Below are 17,440 nucleotides of genomic sequence, written 5' to 3' on the forward strand. Positions count from 1 at the left end.
TCAAAACCTTTCGGCTTTAGCGCCTCACATCGCCTCTTACTTTGGCAGCAGTACCACGCCCTGGCAGGTACACCTGCAAACCAAAATTCAGGGTAAGGGTGCTTTGGTAACCGGCATTGCCGAAACCGCCCACACCGTTATATTTTAACAAGGTTTCTAAACCTACGCTTGGCGTTACAAAGTAAGCGAAACCCGGCCCGAAGCCAAAATTAAGGCCGTTGGTATTACCGCCGCCGTCGCTTACGTTTACACCGCCAATGCCAATATTGGCTTCGCCGAAAAACCGGCCATGCCTAAGTACCTCTACATCAGTACCGGTATAATAACGGCCAAAGGTGCCTACGCCATAAGTAAATGTTGTACTGCTGTTATGGGCAGTAAGTACGCCTAAATTAACATAGGCACCAACAGCTACATTGTCTTCTACAAACCAGGCCGCTTTTGGTGTAACGTTAAACTGAAATACTTTGGAGTTGTCCAGCCCTAAGCGGATATCAGCCAGATCACCGCCTAACAATACGTTGCCCTTCTGGATCTGGGCACTGGCAGAAAGTGTAAAGACAACGGCCAGAATAGTACTTAAGTAAATAAATTTTTTCATGAGAAGAATAATTTAAAGATTAAACAAGTTTTACTTCGTTCAATTTATGACAACTTTGAGTTGTGATTGTTTCAATAAATTATTTATTGTCGTATTAGTTTACTAAGCTGTTATATATCATAAATGGCAGATTTTCGGTAGTTAATTACAGATGAGATATTTAGATATAGCTAGGTTCACTTTTACCTTTTTGATATAAATTAAACTTTTAGAAAATGCAGCGGGTTGTTACTGCGTTATAGAGGTGGCTGTTTGATATATGCACAATTTAAAAGTTTATTTTACGACACTTTTGTTATACCTGTCCCTATCGGCCGGTGCCCAAACCAATAAAAAGTTCTGGAGCAGTTACAACCGCCTGCGCTGGAGCGACTACCATGGCCAGCCGGATAGCCAGAGCCAGTTTACAGCCTTCACTTACTTTGGCCTTGATTACAGTTACCGGGGAACAGCTACCAGCCCTTACCTGTTTAAGTTCGAAGTAAACAGCTATATGGATCGTGGCTTGTCATGGCGCAAAGGCACACCCAGCATTAATTTACTGAAGCATGAGCAATTGCACTTTGATATTGCCGAGTATTTTGCCGGGCAATTATTACAAGCTTTCAATACACAGGTTTATACAGAAAATTATAAAGCGGAGATTGCTGCGGTTGAACAGCGCATTGCCAGATTAAGGCGTGGCATGGAAGAAATTTATGATGCCCAAACCCTGCACTCGGTTAACCGCGATGCGCAGGCATTGTGGGATAGCTATGTAGCAGAATTAATGAGTAAAAACTACACCCTGATGGAGGCGTTGAACCGTATGCCAAAGCCGCAGGCAAGCGCTGGTTTAACTGAACAATAGGCTTCTATCCCGAAGGAGAAGTTTCCTGTGCAGTGATTATTCGTTTACACTAACGCAATCGCCAATGTTGATTTCTCCCCCCTGTAAAATTTTCGCGGTAATGCCGCCGTGCCCGCGCACGGCGTTATAACCGCCCGGCCCCAAAGTTTCTTCCATGCGTGAGCAGGGGTGGCAAAGGCCGGTATACTCCAGCAGGGTATTGCCCACCCAAAAGGTACGGTCTTTAAGGGCCAGCAAATTAATTCCTTTCACCAGAAGGTTGCGGCGCAACAGTTCGGGCGGCAGTTCATTCCGGTGCAGCAGCGATGCCATAGTGGTCAAATGTTCCTGCTGTATCAGTGTAACCTGCCGTTTGCTACCCGCTTTGCCGGCATAGTGGTCGCCCTGCAGGCCATTGTCAGTCAGTGCGTGTACTTTAGTTACTGCTGTTACCGGCCCTTTACGCACCGGGCGCAGCCCGATCCATTGCACCACGCCTTGCTGAGGCAAAGTGTTCAGCAACAACTGCATGGGAGAGTTAGGGGAAAGCTTCATTTAAGGTTAATCAAGAGGTTTATCGGCAATAACTTAATTACACATCGGTTCAAAGCACCAGTTGATGGTGCAGTTGCTCCAGCGTTTCGGCAGCGTTTAAACCGCACAGGCCGGGGTGTACCTTTGATGTTTGCACCACAGTACTGCGGGTAGCCGTAAGCCACCTGAAGCGTGAGGCATTATCCAGCAATCCAATCGGACCACTGTTGTTTGCACCCTTACAGATACGTTCAAATGCCGACAGGTTGTCTTTTACTTCATCCAGGTCAGCCCCGTTATCAAGCGCCCGGATGCGGTTATTATTCAGCGTAATACGGCATTCTAATACCTTTTGCCGGGGGCAGTAAATGATTACCCCGGCATTAACAAACTCTTCGCGCTCCACCCTGGGCACAACGCGGATAACGGCGTACTCAAATAAGTGCAGCTCTGGCATGTTGGGCTCCGTTTACAAAGTTTTGTGATGCTGCTAACCGCATTTCTAAAAAGCGGGCGTATACTTCCCGGCGTTCGGCCGGTGTTTCCTGCTGGGCAGGGTCAGTAAGCCATTCATCAGGTATCAGGTTGACTACCAATCTAATCACATCATTGGTAAGCAGTGGTTTAAATTCAGCATCTACGGCTTCCAGTTCACCGGCCCGGGGGAGCAGCACATGGTCTTTCACCATTGTGAAGGGCCTGGTGGCCTGTTCCTCCCAGTTATGCCAGGCATGATGAAAATACAAGGATGCGCCATGATCTATCAGCCATAACTCCTTGTGCCACATAAGCATATTGGTGTTACGGGCGGTACGGTCTACATTGGTGAGCAGGCAATCCAGCCACACAATCTGCGAGGCCAGGCGGCTATCCACCACCGTAACTGTAGGGTCAAAGGTAATAGCGCCCGACAGGTAATGCAGCGCCAGGTTGAGGCCGGTGCTGGCCTTTAATAAATCCTGTATTTCCTCATCCGGCTCTGAGCGGCCAAAAGCGGTATCGAGGTTGGCAAAAACCAGTTCAGGGATCTTCAAACCTAATATTTTGGCTATTTCGCCGCCAATCAGTTCGGCAATTAAGGCCTTCATGCCCTGGCCGGCACCCCTGAATTTCAGCACGTACAAAAAACCGTCATCCGCCCCGGCTATGGCCGGCAGCGAGCCGCCTTCGCGCAGCGGCGTTACATAGCGGGTAACATTTACGGTGCGCAACTCGGGCACATATTCACTCATTGTGGATGATAATTTATAAAGCGGCATCAAAAACCGGTGTCCTAATTGGCTGTAAACTTCCGAAAAAGGGCCATAAAATCCAATAAAATACCATAAACGGCCATAAACGGCCATAAAAGGTAATAATGTTTCTTGTTACACTTCCAAAATCAGTTTATTTGGACTTATAAACCTACCTGATATGAATACTCTGCAACAGCGATTCGGCAACATCGACATCTACCTGTTCGACCAGCTTCTGAAGGGCCGGTTTGATGATTGCCGTACGGTAATCGACATTGGCTGCGGAGGCGGGCGTAACCTGTTGTACTTTATGCGCAACGGGTACCAGGTATTCGGCATCGACCCCAACCCGGAAGCGATTGCCGCAGTGCGCGCGTTGGCTGCCGAAACGCAAAACACCACTGCTGCCGAAAACTTTGTTATTGCCGCTGCAGAAGCCATGCCCTTTGCTGACGCCACGTTCGACCTGGCTATTTGCAGCGCCGTGCTGCATTTTGCAGGCAACGAGGCGCATTTTAAAGCCATGCTGCAATCCGCCTGGCGGGTGCTGAAACCGGGCGGCTACTTTTTTGCGCGGCTGGCCTCTGATATTGGTATTGAGGATGCCGTATTGCCCTTAGGTAACCGCCGCTTTTTGCTGCCCGATGGCAGCGAACGCTTTCTGGTAAATGAAGCCATGCTGATGGATTACACCACCCGGTTAGGCGGCCAGCTCTTTGAACCCCTGAAAACCACCAACGTGCAAAACCTGCGCTGCATGACCACCTGGTGCCTGCAAAAAATATAAACGCCTGCCGCAGTTACACCATAGGTACTAAGTGCAGCAGGCTACAGGCGCCGCTACCGTGATGGTGCGGCTGTTAACCCTGCTTTGGGGCAGGCTTAACGGATTTGTGCTTGGTATGGTGGTTGTGCTTTCGCCGTGGCTTGCCGTTTTGGGGCTTGCGTTCGCTCACCGGTATGGCGGCTACATCTTCTGGCAGGGGCACTTCCTCAATCTCGCGGTCAATCAGTTGCTGTATATTTTGCAGTTTGCGCTGGTCGAAACGGTTTACAAAGGTGATGGCTGTGCCGGTGGTTGCGGCACGTGCGGTACGGCCAATGCGGTGGATATAGTCTTCCGGATCATGCGGGGCATCATAGTTGATGACCAGATCAATACCTTCCACATCTATACCGCGCGACAAGGCATCGGTACCGATAATAACGGGCACCTGGCGGTTCTTAAAGGCCAGCAGTATCTGTTCGCGCTCCAGCTGCTCCATATCCGAATGGAAAGCCTTTACGTTAAAATGCGAGGATTTCAGATCGCGGTAAACGGCCTTTACCTTCTCTTTAGTGGAGGCGAAAACAATGGTGCTGCTATATTTGCCGCTGCTCAGTATCTGCCTGATGAGTAAACCCTTCTGCTCGTCCTGTGCGTGGTAAATTTGCTGGGTAATGCCCACCGCAGGTTGTGAAAGCGCAATGTTGATCTGCTCCGGCTCGTGCATAATGGTATGCGCCAGCTTGCGTATCTTGGGCGGCATAGTGGCCGAGAATAGCAGGGTTTGCCTCTTTTTAGGTAACTGGCCCACAATGCGCATAATATCATCCTGAAAGCCCATGTCCAGCATACGGTCGGCCTCGTCCAGTATCAAGTATTGCAGGTGGTCAAACTTCAGTATACCGGAGTTAAGGTGGGCCATAAGCCGGCCCGGTGTGGCAATCACAATGTCTACCTTGTTTTGAATGGCGCGGCGCTGCTGCTCGTAAACAATACCGTCGCCGCCGCCAAACACCGCTACCGAGCTTAGGCCGGTAAAATATCCAAGTCCTTCGGCTTGCTGGTCAATCTGCTGTGCCAGTTCGCGGGTAGGCGCCAAAATAAGGGCGGTGGTTTGTTCTGTAGGGTTGGCGGCAATCAGGTGCAGCAGGGGCAGCAGGTAAGAGGCCGTTTTGCCCGTACCGGTTTGGGCGCAGGCAATTACATCTTTGCCTTGCATTACTACCGGGATGGCCAGTTGCTGTATAGGGGTAGGGGTTTTGTAACCCATGCTATCTAACCCTTCGGCCAGCTGCTCGTTAAAATTAAAATCGTTAAAAGTCACTATCTAATATTCAAATAAAGGTACAATATACACAATTTATGTGGTAATACCTAAGTGCCGATGCTGAATGTTTGAAGGGAGGTAATGCATACAACGCAAGGTGGTACAGGCGTTTAAGCCGGATACAGGTACCACATTACACAATTAAACGCTTAAAACGTAGATTGAACATGAATACTGCTAAACTTTAGCGTATAACAATTCGCCATCGATTAGTAATCGAAGCGTTCTATAATACTTAAATGTCAACAGTAGCAGCCCAAGATTTTAGGACTATTTAAAAAACGAGTAAATATAAAATTTGTCATTACGAGGAACGAAGCAACCCCGTTGGTTACAGAGCGAACAGTACAGCTACGGGGTTGCTTCGTCCCTCGCAATGACAAAAACTTAGATAAAATTATTTTAAACAGCTTATTCGAATGGAACTTTACCTTACAGGTGGCCTTGTTTAGGTATATAAGAAAGCAACGGTAACTATCAAAACAAGAAGGATAAATGATAGGATTACATCAGCAGTGAAAAACCAGAAGCTTTTCTCCTTAGCGCCTGCGTTGGTCAGTTTATTTTTTAGCAATTCCATTTGTGCTTCGTTAGCGGCGGTTTCCCGTTGCATAATTTTCACGTCAGGAAATTTCCGGCCATCCTGAGAAGTTACGGGGTATAGAATCCAAAGCCTTCCGCCAGATTGCAGGTAAATTAGATGGAGGCTTGCGGTAAGCCGTTTAAACCGGTAATAAGCAACCTGTATAGGTTTGTCATCAATCAAGGCACCCTCGTAACGCCAGGTAAAAGTTTTGCGACCATAAATAAAATACACCAAGGTTGCCAGTATTATAACCGGGCCTATCATAAAGGCAACAACACTATGCCCAAAAAAATCATTGATCCTGCGGGCGTGTTCTGCAAGGTGAGGATTGCTGCTGCTGCTGGCCATCTGGCACAGAAAGACCAGCGTAAACATCCAAAACATAATATCCAGGGCCAAAAAAGCGATACGCAGGTTGCCGCACCTTAACAGTACATCCCGGGATGCATCATTGGGGATTACCGTTGATTTGTTATAAGCCATAAGGTAAGAATGGAAAGCTGCTTCGGGAATTTTCTATTAAATGTGCGTTTGGTTTGAATTGTATATGTACAGACTGCGCTGCACAATTTATATTTCCGCTACTTTAAGTTAAAAGATTCTCAACTGCCTAAGCGTTTTAATCAACCTTAATTGAATTATAAGTTGCAGCACTTAAAAATTGAAAGCTTATACCTATCAGTCACTAAAGCTTCTGAAAGCTGCAATTATTACAGCACACGAAAAAGCCGGATAACCGGCAGCAGGTACTGGATTTATACAAGGCGGAGTAAAGCTGTTTAAGCAGGCTGTAACAGGCTGTTTACTTTATCCATCAACTCCTCCATACCGAAGGGTTTGGCCAGGTAGGCATCTGCACCGCATTCGGTAGCTGCGCTTTCTATATCTGAGCTGCCCGATATCATCAGCACCGGTATCTGGCGGGTAGCGGCCTGGCGTTTAATTTGCTTACATACGGTACAGCCATTGTGGCCGCCCATATTAATATCCAGCAACACCAGGTCGGGTGCGCCCTTAATGGCCTGCATTACCGCAGTGCCATTATTTACCTGCAGCACCTCGTAGTTGTAAGATTCCAATACCATGGTAATGCTATCCACAATGGTTTTGTCGTCGTCGGCTATTAATATGGTTTTATGTAGTGGGTTCATACCGGCGGGCCTCCTTACTATCTAAAGGCTTTGTCAATATACAGAAATGAAAAGTATAATGTATGCTATTGTGCCTGAAACAGGCAGAATAGTGTTTTAATTTAAGGTTTCATCAGTTTAATGCCGCTGCCTACGGCAATGGCATCTTCAAACGCGCCTACAAATGAGTCTTTCACATGCGGCAATTTGTCCAGGTACTTACGGACATAAAAGCTGGCAAAGGTAGTGGCCAGCGCCGTAGCGCCGCCAATTAAGGCGCCGGTAAGCGCCGCTTCGCGGTTGGCCTTAAACACAGTAGCGCCTACCAACGCACCTGATGCTACCCGCGCTGCTATTTGCGGCGGTACAATGCGGTTTGGCGATTTCGGCGATTTATCGCCTGCTATTTCGGCAACACTTAATATTTTGGTGATAATGGCCGTAACCGGTTTCTGTATAAAGCGGAGCCTGGAATTTTTAAGATCGCTGTCCGGGTGTTTGCTCAGGTAGTTACTGGCTACTGCCGGCGCTACGCTTGCCCTTAAGCCAGCTATGGCACCGAGGCCGATAGCTTGTTTTAATGCGGTAGAATATGAATTTGACATTAAAGTGTTTTTATGTTGAGGTATACATTATCAACACTTTTTATGGTAGAATAGTTTGGCTATTTTCTTTAAAATTAAGTTCTTGTTGTGGAGGAGAGCGTGTTCAAAACGTTTTAATAATGCAATAACGCGCTAATTTATTCTTCTGCAAATTTTTAGTTGGCCTTAATGATTTTTTTTATCGCCACCTGATTTTGCGCCCGCAGTTCCACCAGGTAGCTGCCATTCGGCATACGGCTTATATCCAGCTGCTTTGAAAAGGCGCCGGCATCTGCCGTTGTGCTCAGGTGATGATAGATTTTACCAGATACTGCATCTGATACCCTTAACTCCACCTGGTTGCGGGCAGGGTTGTCGAAACTTACAGTTATGCTGTTTACAGCCGGGTTGGGGTAAACTATAAACTGCGGCGCGTTGCTGTTGGCTAAGTTCCCCGTTCCATCGGGCCCCATAATGGTGCGCAGGCGTTTAATGCCCTTGTCTGACAGCGTATCCACGGTGTTCAATACCGATTTTAAGGTACCGAAGGGTACCACAAACTGCGGTGTTTCGGTAACGGTGAGGTTCAGCTTCCCGGCGCTTAGCTTTACCAGTTGCAGGGTCATGTTATCACTGCCGGGCTTAGGCGTATAGATGCGGGCAGAATCGGCGCCTGGCAGGCTGAGCGCATACGCAGAGGTGCGCCCTTTTTCATCCGGCACAGTCAGCACGTAGGCCGATTGTCCGTTCAGTTCATAACGATCCACTAGCGGGTCGGTTCCTGAGGTTTCTTTATAGGTGTACTCACCAAAAAGCTTATTTACCTGGTAAAAGTAATCGGCGGCGGGTTTGCGGGTTTTGTTGGTATTTACCAGGCCGGATGAGCCAAACTGGATAGGGTTGGTAGGGTTGTCATCATACATCTCATAAAAAAAGATACGCTCAATGCCTTCCCTTGCATAAAGCAGCGAGGCGCGCAACTGCCAGTCGGCCTGGGTTTGCAGCACCGGCTTGCTGCCGATGGCTATCGCCTTTAAGGGGCTGCCCTGGTTTACATCATTACCTAATTCGGTTACCCAAACTGGCATGTCGCCGGCTACCTGGTGGGCCGCATCAATAAACTGCCGGGCTACATCCGCTGTGCCGGATATGGGTGTTTCGGGAGCTGCACCGCGTGTGGGCGTTCCCCCCTGCGAGAGGCCGCCATTGTTGGAATAAAAGTGATAGTTGATCACATCCCAGCACAGGTTTACCGAGCCATCGGCTTTGTAGCCCCGGTTGCGGCGGCACCAGTCTACCATACCCTTTATGTAATCAGTATTGGCATAGGCCAGCCCGCCCATAACTACCTTCATGCCGGGGTCGGCATTTTTTACGCCTACGCCGGGGCCCATCGTATTCTTGTGCCCATCATAAAAGGCAGACAGGTTGGCGGCGTACTCCCAGGCGGTTTGATAGGCTTTGCGGCCTTTCCACCATTTGTCGCGCTCGTTATCACATTCAATGTACCTCACCAGCCCCAGGCTTCTTCTGGTAACATTTACCGGCCCGCCGGGATACTGGGCTATAGGCGCTGTGGTTACGGTAGTACTGTCGATACCTGTATTGTAGCCATACCTGGCCGCAAACTGGTAGCCCAGGCGCGCCTGCTCGATGTATGATTTTGGGTCAGCATAATCCTTACCGTATTTCACCGGGATGTTCTCATCATTCTTTAAGCTGTCGGGGTAGGTATCCTGCATCCATTGCGGCAGCGTTTTAATGTCGGCCACCACCTCCGTACCTTCGGCCTTAAACCGCTGGTATAAAGCATCGTAATTCCAGCCGCCGGAGGGCGAGGGGTTAAAGGTGTACTGTCCCTCTGCTTTTTCCAGGTGCATCCAATCCAAATAATGCCTTACCTGGGTAAAGGCTTTGGCCGGTTTCATGCGGGTTTCGTCAATTTTATCGGGATCATTGGGGTTTTCAAAGTCCCATTCAAAGGCGTTTACCCCAAAGTACTGTTTCAGTTTGTAACCTTTCTTTTGCGCCGCAGTAACCGGCGTACCGGGCGTATATATTCCGTACAGTTCCATTTCCGGCGGAAAATCGTACCAGCAGTTCAGCACCAGGTATCTGATGTTCTTATAGGGCACATCAAGCGTGAAACGGCTGTCGCCGGTGGTGCTGCGGGCAGGATAGGGGCCAACCCAGGTGCCATACTGGCCGCCGGTAAAGGTAGCCACCTTAACACGCGCACCCTCTGCCGTAATTACGGACAGGGTGAGCGGATATTCGCCCAAATCGGCATTCTGACTAAAGAATTTTACCTGGTAGAGGTCTATCTTTTCGCCGGGCAGCACCGGATAGTAGGCATCATAGTTTTTGAATATCTTGCCGTATTCGGGCTGTACACGGGTAGCCGTATTGCCGTCGAACATACTGGCCAGATCATCGCTGGCGCTGTTGAGCTGGTACCACCGCTTGCCATCCACCGGTATTTTTACATATACAGGCGCAGGGGGGGTAACCGGTGGTGTTACCGGCGCAGTTGGCGATACAGGCGTACCGTAAATGAATATTTTTTGAGGTATGTTATTGTTGTATTTATTTACCACAATGGCATCGGCTTCCACCGGGCTGCTAAGCTTTATGGTATCAAAGGCCATATAGCTTTCGCCGGTAAAGGTGCCCAAAAGGGTTTTTTGCTGCCCGTTGAGTGCGTAAATGTAGGCAGGCTTATCGGTAAACACCCCTTGCCAGTCATACAAAAGCAGTTTAGTTAAGGTGCTGTGCTGCGGTAGTTTAAGGGTAACATCAATATATTGCCAGTTAATGCGGTCCCATTCGTCCTGCACCAAACTGTTCAGGTCATCGTTCAGCCAGGGGCTGTAATCCTGCCCGGTGTTGATGCTCGGGGTAATGGCCGCAATTTTAAGCCGCTGTTCAGTTTGGGCAAAAGCAGGGGCAGCAAGCGCCAGTACCGCAATCAGAAAAACGTAATATAACCGGCTCAGATGTAATGTCATGATAAAACAGGGGTCGGGTGTTTTAGCCGCTATTGGCTTGCTAATATTAGCAGGCCGATATTTTATGCACTCCTATGCTTAATTATACTATTCAAGACAGCTTAACTCATTGTACGTGTGCTTATGCTTAATAGTTGTAAGCAAATTCATATTTATTTAACCGATATTGCAGCCTTATTAACCTGACTGCCGTTCAACTGTAATACCTGAAAATGATTTCATTATGCCTGACACCTCTTCATCAGCAACAGAAAACCTGAACCACTTGATTATTATTGCCAATGACGGCCGCCTGGGTTATAAGGAAGCAGCCGAATATGCTGAGAACCCAATACTGAAGGCATCATTTTTGCGCTATGCTACCGAGCGCAGCGAATTTGCAGGTGAGTTAACGGCGCTGGTAACCGCAGCAGGCACTGCGCCCGAAAACGGCAGCGGGCCCCTCGGCGCATTGCACCGGGTATGGATTGATATTAAAACTTCTTTTACTGCTCAAAACGATGCCGGCCTGCTGGAGGATTGCATTCGCGGTGACAAAACCGCAGTGTCGGCCTATAAAACGGCATTGGAAGATGCTGCCCTTAGCGCTGATTTGCAACTGGTACTGAAGCGGCACCTCAGGCTGACGGAAGATGCCTTATTTGATTTACAACAGCAATCCGCTTCATCTCATTAACACAGCCGCTTGATCACTTCCTTACCTTCCACAGTTCCTGCTTCCCGGTCTGATGTTCGCCGGTTCCGGTTTTTTCCGCTGCTATTTAATTTAATGATTACGCTGGGCATTGGCATTTCGGCCTCTTTTTATACCCGGCCAGAAATACAGGGCTGGTACCGCACGCTGCACAAGCCGGCATTTACCCCGCCGGCCTGGCTTTTCGCGCCGGCCTGGACGCTGCTCTACATCATGATGGCTGTGGCGGCTTACCTCATCTGGAAGCGCCGTAATACCAGCGCGGTATACGGCTGCGGCAAAGCCTCCTATGTGCTGCAGTTAACCTTGAATTTCCTGTGGTCGCTTACGTTTTTCAGGTTGCATCAAACGGGGCTGGCCATGGTGATTATCCTGTGCATGGCAGGCAGCATTGCCGGCACCATGTTTTACTTTAACAAGCTATACCGCCCGGCTGCCTGGCTGCTGTTGCCTTACCTGCTGTGGGTAGGTTATGCCACCGCACTAAACGCCGCCATTGTACTGCTCAACCGCTAAGCCGCTCCTCAAAAACGGGCGGCCTGTTTTGCTGATGATTTTTAGCATATTTGCGGTTAAACGCTATAACTTTAAGCTTGCCGATATGCATCGTAAACTATTATTCATCCTGTTATTTATGTTTGGCGCTGCGCAACTCAGTTCAGGTGCAGTGGTAACGGAGATCAACCATTTTGTAATCAAGGAAAACCCGTTTGCACAAGCGCAGGTAGCCATAGTAGCCACCGATTCGGCAGGCGCTATACGCGAAAAGGTGCACGGCCTGTATACCTTCACCATCAACGGCTTCGAGCAGCAGCTCAACTTTGATGGCGGCACGGCCTTCTACCGGCACAAAATTGTAAAATCTACCTTTATGTACGTGCGGCACCAGAACGAAAGCGGCTCACACTCCATCCTGTTCTATGTATACAAACACGGCGATAAATTAAGCCCGGTACACATCAGTTGGGTGCTGTTGTTGTTAATACCTGTTGGTATTATTCTGGCAGGGTATCTGTTTAAGCGGTTTATTATTATTGCCATTGTGGTGCTTATTGTTTTCTTTTACTTCAACCACCACAACGGTTTAAGTATCCCCGCTTTCTTTGAGAGCATTTTTGACGGCTTAAAGCATATCTTTAAATAGCGAGGCAGGTTTATGGCAGTTATAACTGGCTCCAGAAGCCTGCAAGCGCCAGCCCTACGCCTATCAGTACGGCAATGAGTTTGCGGGAATTAAATTTATGGTCGGGGCCGGCCTCGAACAGGATGGTGGTGGAAATATGCAGGAAGATGCCGATGACCACGCCCATAATGCGGTTGAAATAATGCTCCAGGTTGCCGATACCGCCGCTGCTCAGCGCATTGCTGAACAGGTAACCGGCAGGCGCCATTACCGCAAACAGCGATATAAAAAATATGGTATTGAACTTGGGCTGATGATGCGAAAGCAATACCGTACCCAGGGCAAAGGCCGCCGGGATATGGTGTAGGGCAATACCGAACAGCAACTGGTTCTGATAGCCCTGCGCCAGCGGCATTCCTTCTAAAAAAGCATGAAGGCACAAACTGATCATGATGCCCACCGGAAAGGCGGCATGGTCATGCCCCTGCGTGTGCATGTGCCCATGCTCGATACCATCAGAGAACTGCTCCAGCACAATCTGAAACAAGAAGCCGATCAGGATGAATACGCCAACATAGTTATCGTTGTTATGATAGGCATCAGGTATTAAATGAAGCACCGTGATACCAAACAAATAGGCGCCGCTGAAAGACAGCACCAGCTTTAATTGTTTATGATTACCGCCTTTAAATAAAAATACGGATGTGCCGCCTAAAAAGGCGCTAAAGAAAAGCAATAATAGTTTCCAGGTCATTAAAAATCAGGTTGAAGTTTTTTGAACAGCAGGGCCATACCCGTACCTGCCAGGGCGCCGTATATAGCGCCGGCGGTTACATCAACAGGGTAATGTACGCCCACATATACCTGTGCAAGGCATACCAGGGCAGCCCATAGTACAGTCCACAACCATATCCATTTCCACTTGTTTTGGTAAGCGATACTTAAAAACAGCGCCATGGCAAAATGATCGCTGGCATGGGTAGAAGGGAAGCTGAAGCCGGTGCCGCAGGGTACGCGGGTAATCTCCTGTGGGTTGTGTGCCACATCGCGGCAGGGGCGTACCCGTTTGGCTACTGACTTTAATATGCCGGCACTGCCATAATCGGCTACGCCTACCGTAAGCAGTAAAAGTGCAATAAGTATAACTCCTGCCTTTTTATACCTGATGATACTGAACGCTACAATAAACACATATAACGGAATCCAGAATTTGGCGTTGCGCAACCAAGGCATCACGGCATCAAACACCGGATTGCTCAGCGAGTAGTTAATGTAATGGAATAACTGCCGGTCCAGCTGTAATAAATGCTCCATCATAAGGTATAACGGATAGATTTATTAAAACCGGTAAATTTGAAACCGAATGATACTGCTGACATTACGCGCCAAAGATATTCACAAAATTTAATTTGCGCTTACCAATTACAGGATTGCCGGTAGCAGAAAGGGAATAAGAAATACGCCGCAATTTGCAGAACTGCCTGCCGTCAGTAAAATGTATGTTGCCTTTTAACCGTCATCCCAACTGAAAATACTATTTTTGTGAGCTAAAGCAGTTAGGGTTTTGACATTAATCAAATCTATTTCAGGTATCAGGGGTACCATTGGCGGTGCCGTAGGCGAAGGTTTAACACCGCAGGATATTGTAAAGTTTACTTCAGCATTTGGCGTGTGGGCCTCCGGTAAATCAGCGAATAAAAAAATAATAGTTGGCCGCGATGCCCGTATTTCGGGTGCTATGGTAAACCATTTGGTAACCGGCACACTGCAGGCGCAGGGTATTGATGTGGTGGATTTAGGCCTGTCGACCACGCCTACGGTAGAAATAGCCGTGGTAGCCGAGCAGGCGGCAGGCGGTATTATCATTACCGCCAGCCACAACCCCCGGCAATGGAATGCCCTGAAACTACTGAATGCCGATGGTGAATTTATCAGCGATGTTGACGGTAAGGACGTATTAGTGATTGCCGAAGGCGGTGAAATTAAATATGCCGAGGTAAACGAATTAGGCAAGGTTACCACAGATGATACTTACCTGCAAAAACACATCGACCAGATACTGGCCCTGCCGCTGGTAGATAAGCAGGCTATTGCGCAAGCCAATTTTAAGGTTGTGGTGGATGCCGTAAATTCTACCGGAGGCTTGTATGTTCCGGCCTTACTGCGTGCCTTGGGTGTGCAGGTGATACATGAGTTGTACTGCGAACCGGATGGTAAGTTTGCGCATAATCCCGAACCGCTACCGGAGCATTTGAGTGCATTGTCTAACGAAGTGTTAAACAAAAAAGCAAATTTGGGCATTGCTGTTGACCCTGATGTAGACCGCCTTTGCTTTGTGTGCGAAGACGGCAGTATGTTTGGCGAGGAGTACACGCTGGTGGCCGTAGCCGATTATATATTGAAGAATAAAAAAGGCAACACGGTTTCTAATCTGTCGTCTACCCGCGCCCTGCGTGATGTTACCGAAAAGGCCGGCGGCGAATACTTTGCCTCGGCCGTAGGCGAGGTGAACGTGGTAACTAAGATGAAGGAGGTGAATGCCGTTATCGGTGGTGAAGGCAATGGCGGCATTATCTATCCCGAACTGCATTACGGCCGCGATGCACTGGTGGGCATCGCTTTGTTTTTAACGCATCTGGCTAAATACGGCAAGCCGGTATCAATGCTGCGCAGTACCTATCCCGGCTACTATATTTCCAAGAATAAAATCACACTTACGCCAGAAATGGATATCGATGCCCTGATGGCGCGTGTAGAGAAAAAGTACGAAAAACAGCCGCACACCACTATCGACGGATTAAAGATAGAGTTTGATAAAGAGTGGGTGCACCTGCGCCGCTCCAATACCGAACCCATCATCCGCATCTACTCAGAAGGCAATTCCGAAACGGTGGCGAACAATATGGCTAACAAGATTATTGCCGACATAAAGGACATTTTACAGGTAAGCGAATAAAAATTGCTAACGCAGATACACACACACCGTCATTGCGAGGAACGAAGCAATCTCATTGTAAGCAAAGCGAAGAAGCATAGCTCCGAGATGATGCCTTTTCTCACAATAGCAAGGTGGTAAATACAAATTTCATGACTCGTGTTTATTTAGATAATGCCGCTACTACGCCGCTTGACCCCGAAGTTTTAAAAACAATGGCGCATGTGATGGAAAGCCAGTTTGGTAATCCTTCCTCCATACACGCGCATGGGCGCGAGGCACGTACGCTGATTGAAAAGGCGCGCAAAACAGTAGCCGGACTGTTGCGTACATCCCCGGCGGAGATTTTCTTTACCTCCGGTGGTACCGAGGCTGATAATATGGCGCTGAAATGCGGTATCAGCGGCTATGGGTTAAAACATGCCATTACCAGCCGTATGGAACACCATGCGGTAATACATACGCTTGAGGCCATGGAAAAGGCCGGCCTGATTAAGTTGAGCTTTGTAAACGCGGATAATAAAGGGCATGTTGATTATGCGCATCTGGAGCAGCTGCTGCAGCAGAACGAGCGCAGCTTTGTATCGCTGATGCATGGCAACAATGAGATAGGCACACTTACCGATATTGAACGTGTGGGCAACCTATGCGAGCAGTACAACGCCATTTTTCATTGCGATACGGTGCAAACCGTTGGGCACTACCCGCACGATTTAAGTAAGCTGAAGGTGCATTTTATGGTATGCGCCGCACATAAGCTGCATGGCCCAAAGGGGGTGGGCTTTTTGCATGTTAACCATAAAATAAAAATCGACCCTATGATTTACGGCGGCTCGCAGGAGCGCAATATGCGTGGCGGAACTGAGAATGTGTATGGCATAGCGGGTTTAGCCAAAGCTTTGGAAATTGCCTACGCCGAAATGGAGCCGCACCGCCAGCACATACAGCAACTGAAGACTTATATGATGAACCGCCTGCAACAGGAAATACCCGAAATAAGTTTTAACGGCGAAACCGGTGCGGATGAAAGCTTGTACACCGTACTGAATGTATCTTTCCCGGAGATGGACATGTCTGATATGCTGCTGTTCAATCTGGATATAGCCGGTATATCGGCATCCGGCGGCAGCGCCTGCAGTTCAGGCACAAATATCGGTTCGCATGTGCTGGGCGCCATTGGTGCCAACCCGGCCCGCCCTGCGGTGCGCTTTTCTTTTTCCAAGTACACCACAAAGGAAGAACTTGATTATACCATAGCCAAATTAAAGAACATCTGCATGGCAGATGCCTGATATACGGATACTTGTATAACTTACCAAAAGGGCGCAGTTTTAGTGGATTACGCCCTTTTTATTTGATATTACATCAGTAAGTAATTTAACAGCAAATTAAAAAACAAATGATTGCTGCAACAGGTTATTCTTACAATTACAAATCCAAACAATAAATACCTATGGCAACTGTAAATGAAAGCGCCTGGAATGCACAGGATGATTTAAACAATAACCGTAATTATGCTGCTGATACTGTAAGCAGCCCTTCTGATAATATTGTTGATCCGGATGATGATGATTTGGATGAAGACGATGATTTAACAGAAGATGATGATCTGGATTACGATGAGGATGATCTGGACGATGATACGTTAGATGATGACGACCTGGATGAGGAAGAAGACCAGGACGGCTACAACCGTGTAGGCGGCGCAACCGCTGGTACCGGCTTATCATCAGGCATAGCCAACAGCTATGATAATGACGATAGCGAACCCGGTGATGAAAACGAAATTCCGGAGCAGGGTGAGGCTGACAGCGAAACACAGGGTTATGAAACTGGTACAGAAGTACAGCAGCAGAATCATAATGACGAAGCTACCTATAGCGAGCGTAACGATGTAACGCCACCAAATCCGCATGAATTTCCGGATCATGGCACGCATACCGAAACCGACTTTGCCAGCCGTAACCTGGGCCGTACCACCGGCCGTATGGTAGGCCATGAGCCAGGTACCGAAAGCGGTAACATTTAAACAAATTCAGTAACTTGTGATCAACAAACAAGGCCTGCTCTATATAGAGCAGGCCTTGT

The 17,440-nt window shown here is 48.3% G+C and carries 19 protein-coding genes; 8 read left to right on the forward strand and 11 right to left on the reverse strand.

Annotated features, from left to right (window positions below):
• Positions 1-16: 16 nt before the first annotated feature.
• A complete protein-coding gene (locus ACY652_RS14105; RefSeq protein WP_462265024.1) occupies positions 17-601 on the reverse strand; it encodes a hypothetical protein in 585 nt (194 codons plus the stop codon).
• A 292-nt stretch (positions 602-893) separates the two neighbouring features.
• On the opposite strand from ACY652_RS14105, the gene ACY652_RS14110 reads away from it, so the two are divergent.
• Positions 894-1,451, forward strand: a complete 558-nt coding sequence (locus ACY652_RS14110) for a hypothetical protein (protein ID WP_462265025.1) — start codon at positions 894-896, stop codon at positions 1,449-1,451.
• A 36-nt stretch (positions 1,452-1,487) separates the two neighbouring features.
• On the opposite strand, the gene ACY652_RS14115 is transcribed toward ACY652_RS14110, so the two are convergent.
• From ACY652_RS14115 to ACY652_RS14125, 3 genes are read right to left on the reverse strand one after another with little or no spacing between them, the layout of a single operon-like run.
• A complete protein-coding gene (locus ACY652_RS14115) occupies positions 1,488-1,985 on the reverse strand; it encodes an MOSC domain-containing protein (RefSeq protein ID WP_462265026.1) in 498 nt (165 codons plus the stop codon).
• 49 nt (positions 1,986-2,034) lie between these two features.
• A complete protein-coding gene (locus ACY652_RS14120) occupies positions 2,035-2,421 on the reverse strand; it encodes a DUF3037 domain-containing protein (RefSeq protein ID WP_462265027.1) in 387 nt (128 codons plus the stop codon).
• Positions 2,399-3,196, reverse strand: coding sequence for a HipA family kinase (locus ACY652_RS14125; RefSeq protein ID WP_462265028.1), 798 nt, complete (start codon positions 3,194-3,196; stop codon positions 2,399-2,401). The genes ACY652_RS14120 and ACY652_RS14125 overlap by 23 nt, the downstream gene beginning before the upstream one ends.
• Before the next feature lie 181 nt (positions 3,197-3,377).
• Here ACY652_RS14125 and ACY652_RS14130 point away from each other — a divergent pair, with 181 nt between their 5' ends.
• Positions 3,378-3,986, forward strand: a complete 609-nt coding sequence (locus ACY652_RS14130; RefSeq protein WP_462265029.1) for a class I SAM-dependent methyltransferase — start codon at positions 3,378-3,380, stop codon at positions 3,984-3,986.
• 73 nt (positions 3,987-4,059) lie between these two features.
• On the opposite strand, the gene ACY652_RS14135 is transcribed toward ACY652_RS14130, so the two are convergent.
• From ACY652_RS14135 to ACY652_RS14155, 5 genes are all read right to left on the reverse strand, one after another.
• Positions 4,060-5,289, reverse strand: coding sequence for a DEAD/DEAH box helicase (locus ACY652_RS14135; RefSeq protein WP_462265030.1), 1,230 nt, complete (start codon positions 5,287-5,289; stop codon positions 4,060-4,062).
• A 451-nt stretch (positions 5,290-5,740) separates the two neighbouring features.
• Positions 5,741-6,361, reverse strand: a complete 621-nt coding sequence (locus ACY652_RS14140) for a hypothetical protein (RefSeq protein WP_462265031.1) — start codon at positions 6,359-6,361, stop codon at positions 5,741-5,743.
• Positions 6,362-6,657: 296 nt separating this feature from the next.
• The gene (locus ACY652_RS14145) at positions 6,658-7,029 is read right to left on the reverse strand and encodes a response regulator transcription factor (RefSeq protein ID WP_462265032.1); all 372 of its coding nucleotides are present in this window, start codon (positions 7,027-7,029) and stop codon (positions 6,658-6,660) included.
• Between the two features lie 101 nt (positions 7,030-7,130).
• The gene (locus ACY652_RS14150) at positions 7,131-7,613 is read right to left on the reverse strand and encodes a DUF4126 family protein (RefSeq protein WP_462265033.1); all 483 of its coding nucleotides are present in this window, start codon (positions 7,611-7,613) and stop codon (positions 7,131-7,133) included.
• 155 nt (positions 7,614-7,768) lie between these two features.
• Positions 7,769-10,600 carry a T9SS type A sorting domain-containing protein gene (locus ACY652_RS14155; RefSeq protein WP_462265034.1) on the reverse strand — a complete coding sequence of 944 codons (2,832 nt, stop codon included), beginning with the start codon at positions 10,598-10,600 and terminating at the stop codon, positions 7,769-7,771.
• Positions 10,601-10,823: 223 nt separating this feature from the next.
• Here ACY652_RS14155 and ACY652_RS14160 point away from each other — a divergent pair, with 223 nt between their 5' ends.
• From ACY652_RS14160 to ACY652_RS14170, 3 genes are all read left to right on the forward strand, one after another.
• Positions 10,824-11,276 carry a ferritin-like domain-containing protein gene (locus ACY652_RS14160; protein ID WP_462265035.1) on the forward strand — a complete coding sequence of 151 codons (453 nt, stop codon included), beginning with the start codon at positions 10,824-10,826 and terminating at the stop codon, positions 11,274-11,276.
• Between the two features lie 9 nt (positions 11,277-11,285).
• Positions 11,286-11,810: a TspO/MBR family protein gene (locus tag ACY652_RS14165; protein ID WP_462265036.1), complete on the forward strand. Its 525-nt coding sequence runs from the start codon at positions 11,286-11,288 to the stop codon at positions 11,808-11,810.
• An 85-nt stretch (positions 11,811-11,895) separates the two neighbouring features.
• Positions 11,896-12,438, forward strand: a complete 543-nt coding sequence (locus ACY652_RS14170) for a hypothetical protein (RefSeq protein ID WP_462265037.1) — start codon at positions 11,896-11,898, stop codon at positions 12,436-12,438.
• Positions 12,439-12,457: 19 nt separating this feature from the next.
• Here ACY652_RS14170 and ACY652_RS14175 read toward each other — a convergent pair whose 3' ends face one another.
• The gene (locus tag ACY652_RS14175) at positions 12,458-13,171 is read right to left on the reverse strand and encodes a ZIP family metal transporter (RefSeq protein ID WP_462265038.1); all 714 of its coding nucleotides are present in this window, start codon (positions 13,169-13,171) and stop codon (positions 12,458-12,460) included.
• The gene (locus ACY652_RS14180; RefSeq protein ID WP_462265039.1) at positions 13,171-13,734 is read right to left on the reverse strand and encodes a phosphatase PAP2 family protein; all 564 of its coding nucleotides are present in this window, start codon (positions 13,732-13,734) and stop codon (positions 13,171-13,173) included. Before ACY652_RS14180 ends, ACY652_RS14175 begins: the two co-directional genes overlap by 1 nt.
• Before the next feature lie 247 nt (positions 13,735-13,981).
• Here ACY652_RS14180 and glmM point away from each other — a divergent pair, with 247 nt between their 5' ends.
• The 3 genes from glmM (at position 13,982) to ACY652_RS14195 (ending at position 17,381) form a co-directional block, all read left to right on the forward strand.
• Positions 13,982-15,373: a phosphoglucosamine mutase gene (gene glmM, locus ACY652_RS14185; protein ID WP_462265040.1), complete on the forward strand. Its 1,392-nt coding sequence runs from the start codon at positions 13,982-13,984 to the stop codon at positions 15,371-15,373.
• Between the two features lie 131 nt (positions 15,374-15,504).
• A complete protein-coding gene (locus ACY652_RS14190) occupies positions 15,505-16,644 on the forward strand; it encodes a cysteine desulfurase family protein (protein ID WP_462265041.1) in 1,140 nt (379 codons plus the stop codon).
• 161 nt (positions 16,645-16,805) lie between these two features.
• Positions 16,806-17,381, forward strand: a complete 576-nt coding sequence (locus ACY652_RS14195; RefSeq protein ID WP_462265042.1) for a hypothetical protein — start codon at positions 16,806-16,808, stop codon at positions 17,379-17,381.
• The last annotated feature ends 59 nt before the right edge of the window (positions 17,382-17,440 follow it).

The sequence above is a fragment of the Mucilaginibacter sp. genome (assembly GCF_965200995.1).
Lineage (GTDB): Bacteria > Bacteroidota > Bacteroidia > Sphingobacteriales > Sphingobacteriaceae > Mucilaginibacter.